Genomic DNA, 4,329 nt, shown 5'->3' with positions numbered 1-4,329 from the left:
GCAACCACCCTGGCCAAAACTTTTTACCGTATTAAAGAAGCCCCGGCAGATGCTTCGCAGGTAATGCACGTGGGGCAACCCATCAGCAACACAGCGGTGATGATCTTACACCAGGGCCAGTGATGCGAGCGGGGTAAGAGCGGGGAAGTATACATCCGCACACCTTTCATGACCAAAGGTTATTATAAAGACCCGGTTTTAACTGCCAGCGTATTTATCCAGAACCCTTTTGTGAAAGACCGTACGGAGCTGATGCACAAAACCGGCGACATGGGTAAGTACCTGCCGGATGGCAACATAGAAATACTGGGCCGTTTGGATGAGCAGGTGAAGGTGAACGGCATCCGTGTAGAGCTGAACGAAATTAAACAGGCCGTACTGGGCATGCCCGGTATGCAGGAAGTAGTGGTAATGGCGCATAGAACAATGATCACCAGAACGAGCTGGTTTGTTATTATATAGCGCCCGGCGTAACGGTAACGGAGCTACGCACTTACCTGGAAGCGGAGCTGAATGAGAACGTGATCCCCGCCTGGTTTGTGCCTATGACGGAATTTCCTTTGACCATCAATGGCAAGGTAGATAAAAGAGCCCTGCCGAAACCCGAAGCCCTGGTGCTGGATCCGGCCGACTATGAACCTGTGCAGGGTGAAACGGAACAGCAATTAGAAACCATCTGGAAATCCATCCTGGGTTTGAACAATATTGGCCGTAAGGCAAATTTCTTTAAAGCCGGCGGCACTTCTTTAAAAGCGATGCAGGTTATATCCCGCATCTACCAGCAGTTTGAAGTAGGAGTGAAGCTAAGCGATATGTTTGCCCGCCCGGACATCCGGCAGATGGCAGCTTTCATTGAAAGCGCATCTGCCAGCGCTTACCAGGCCATACCTGTTGCCCCGCAGCAAACTTATTACCCCGTAACACCGGCCCAGAAAGGATTGTGGATCCAGGACCAATTCGGTTCACAACCTGCCTTATATAATATGCCTGCGGCATTTATACTGGAAGGTAAGCTGGATAAGGCCGCTTTGCAAAAGGCCATCACCATACTGGTGATACGGCATGAAAGTCTGCGTACCACTTTTGTAAGCAGCGGTGGCGCCGTGCAGCAAAAGATCCACGCTGTAATGGAAGTACCCCTTTCCACCACGGACCTGCAAACCGTTAAAGATCCGTTGGAAGCTGCTAAGGAAATAGCTATGCAGGCCATGTCCATGCCTTTTGATCTGCAGCAGGGACCATTGATCCGTACGCAGCTGCTGCAGCTGGCAAAAGACCGCTTCATTTTCCTGTTCAATACCCATCATATTATTTCCGATGGCTGGTCAGAGGAGATCCTTGTAAAAGAGCTTTTCACCCTGTATGCCGCTTACAGCAAACAGCTGGCAAATCCTTTATTGCCTTTGGCTATCCAGTATAAAGATTATGCAGCCTGGTTAAATACGCAGCTGAGTGATGCCGTATTACAGGAGCAGGCGCAATACTGGCAGCAACAGTTTGCCGGTGAGCTGCCGGTACTGCAGTTCCCTACGGATTATCCGCGCCCGGCAGAACGTACTACTAACGGGGATGTATATACATTTTCCATCCCAGCTGCCATCACGGCACAATTGCAGGCCTGTGCGCAGCAGGAAGGCGCCTCCCTGTTCATGGCGCTGGTAGCAGCGGTAAAAGCCCTGCTGAACCGCTTCACCGGCCAGGAAGATATGATCATTGGCGCACCTATTGCCGGCCGTACGCATAAAGATGTGGAGCCGCTGGTAGGCTTGTTTGTGAACATGCTGGCATTGCGCACACAATTCAGCAGCACGCTCACTTTCCGCCAGCTGCTGCATAAGGTAAAGCAAACAGTTACCAATGCCTATGCACATCAGCACTATCCTTTTGACGAGCTGGTACGCGCGCTGAACCTGGAATTTGATAACCGCCGTGCGCCGCTTACAGATGTATGGGTGCAGCTAACAGATGCGCCCATGACGTTCGATGACAAGAGCGACCTGCAGGTAACGGAATATAACCCGGGTTACCTTACCAGCAAGGTAGACCTCACCTTTAAATTCACTGCATTTGACGACCACCTACAGGTGATCCTGGAATACAATACAGACCTGTTCCGCCGCGAAACCATAGAACAGCTGGAAGCGCATTTCAACTATGTATTGCAGCAGCTGCTGGATAACCCCGGCCTGCCCCTGAACGCTGTAACCCTGCTTACTTCCGGCGAAGAAGCAGCTGAAGCAGACGATTTCCTCAACAGCATGTATAACCTATCATAAACCATAAAACAGCAGACTATGGAACATACTATGTTACAGGAAGCGCTGGTGCAGGTGGATGAACAACAGTTCCCGCTGACCATCACTTTTGAAAAGAACACTCCCGTAGATACTTTAATAGAATGGTACAGGAATAACACCGCATATATAGATGAGCAGCTGCTGAAAAAAGGCGCTGTGCTGATCCAGGGCGTAGCCATTAACACGGTGCCGGATTTTGAAAGAATGACGGCCTCTGTTTCCACCAAGTTCCGCAACTACGTGGATGGCAGCTATCCCCGCCGCAACCTGAAAGGCCATGTGTACATCTCCACAGAGTATGACCCGGCTTTTGATATTACGCTGCACAATGAGCTTTCTTACTCCGTAAAATGGCCGTCACGCTTATACTTTGGCAGCATTATACCTGCAGCTACCGGTGGTGAAACGCCGCTGGCCGATAGCCGCGAAGTAGTACGGGTAATGAACCCCTCCTTGCTGGATGAGTTTGAGAACAAAAAAGTACGCTATGTACGCAACCTGCATGCCGGCGATGGTTTAGGCCCCACCTGGATGGACACTTTTGAAACAGAAGACCGCAAAATAGTGGAACGCCATTGCGATGAAATAGAAATAGAATATTACTGGAAAGATAACGGCGGCTTAAAGCTGGTACATACCCGCCCGGCTACACGTAAGCACCCGGTTACCGGGGAGCGAGTATGGTTTAACCAGGCCGACCAGTTCCACCCTTCCCACTTCCGCAAAGAAGTATATGAAACCCTGATGCTGCTGGCAGATTTTAATGAAGAGGAATTGCCTTTGTATGCCTGCTTTGGCGATGGCACCAAAATACCGGAAGCTGCCATTAAGGAAGTGATCGATACCATTAACGGTGTTGCCATAACCCGCCCCTGGGTAAAAGGAGATTTTGTGGTGCTGGATAATATGCTGGCAGCGCATGGCCGTAAATCCTACACCGGCGACCGGCAGACGGTGGTGTCTATGGCGCCGTAGGTTCAATTACGAATTAATCAATTACGAATTGAGTAGAGCATAGTGAAGTTTTACGTTGGATTGTTTGATTGCTTGATTTGTAATGATAATTGATAATTCATAACTGATAATTCTTACCATCTCGCAGTACCAGTTCGTAATTCGTAATTGATTAATTCGTAATTATTCTTCCGAAGTACTTCAACCTAAAAACTACCTTATGTGTGGCATAACCGGGATTTTCGACATTAAATCAAAATATACCATTGAGCGCTCAACCGTGATGGCGATGGCAGATGCCATCCAGCACCGCGGGCCGGATGAAGCATCCTGCTTCATTGATAAAAATGTAGGGCTGGGTTTTCGCCGCCTCAGCATCATTGACCTGGCGCATGGCCACCAGCCGTATTTTACAGCCGATGAGCAGGTGCGCATGATCTGTAATGGCGAGATCTATAACTACAAAGAGCTGCGTGCAGAGCTGCAGCAGAAAGGTTATCATTTTACCACCAACTGCGATGTGGAAGTAGTGCTGCACGCCTACCTGGAATATGGTACTGCTTTTATTGAAAGGCTGAACGGGCAGTTTGCCTTTGCCATTTCCGACGCGCGTAACAATAGCTTTTTGCTGGCGCGGGATCATTTTGGCATTTGCCCGCTGTTCTATACCATTACAGACGAGGTGCTCATCTTTGGTTCAGAGATTAAAGCCATTCTGCAAAACCCGATGGTGAAAAGAGCCGTAGACCTCACAGGCCTGGACCAGGTATTTGCATTCCCCGGCCTGGTAAGCCCGGCCACCATGTTCAAAAATGTGATCAGCCTGAAACCAGGTCATTACCTGCAGGTAAAGGATGGCAAGGTAAGCGCTAGCGAATACTGGGATATTGATTACTACCCGCAGGAACATAATTATGAGAACAAGCCGGAATCCTATTATGCGGAGCAGCTGGAAGAGATCCTGCTGCAATCCATCCGGTACCGGCTAAACGCAGATGTGCCGGTAGGTTTTTACCTGAGCGGGGGGTTGGATTCATCACTTATTGGCGCAATGATGAAAAAGATCCACCCGGATACC

At 49.5% G+C, this 4,329-nt stretch carries 4 protein-coding genes; all 4 read left to right on the top strand.

The window, feature by feature from the left end; translation table 11 throughout:
- Window positions 1-168 precede the first annotated feature (168 nt).
- Entirely contained in the window at window positions 169-462 is a 294-nt protein-coding gene (locus VIM87_RS14795) for a hypothetical protein (RefSeq protein WP_331997739.1), read from the top strand.
- A 59-nt stretch (window positions 463-521) separates the two neighbouring features.
- On the top strand, window positions 522-2,276 hold the full coding sequence (locus VIM87_RS14790) for a condensation domain-containing protein (RefSeq protein ID WP_331997738.1): 1,755 nt from the start codon (window positions 522-524) through the stop codon (window positions 2,274-2,276).
- An 18-nt stretch (window positions 2,277-2,294) separates the two neighbouring features.
- On the top strand, window positions 2,295-3,272 hold the full coding sequence (locus tag VIM87_RS14785; protein ID WP_331997737.1) for a TauD/TfdA family dioxygenase: 978 nt from the start codon (window positions 2,295-2,297) through the stop codon (window positions 3,270-3,272).
- Window positions 3,273-3,471: 199 nt separating this feature from the next.
- Window positions 3,472-4,329, top strand: an 858-nt coding sequence (gene asnB, locus VIM87_RS14780) for an asparagine synthase (glutamine-hydrolyzing) (protein ID WP_331997736.1), incomplete at its 3' end; no start/stop codon positions are given.

The organism is Chitinophaga sp. (genome assembly GCF_036569125.1).
In the GTDB taxonomy this organism is placed as follows: domain Bacteria; phylum Bacteroidota; class Bacteroidia; order Chitinophagales; family Chitinophagaceae; genus Chitinophaga.
The sequence above is the reverse complement of the archived record's forward strand: the minus strand, read 5'-3'. Positions and strand labels throughout refer to the sequence as shown.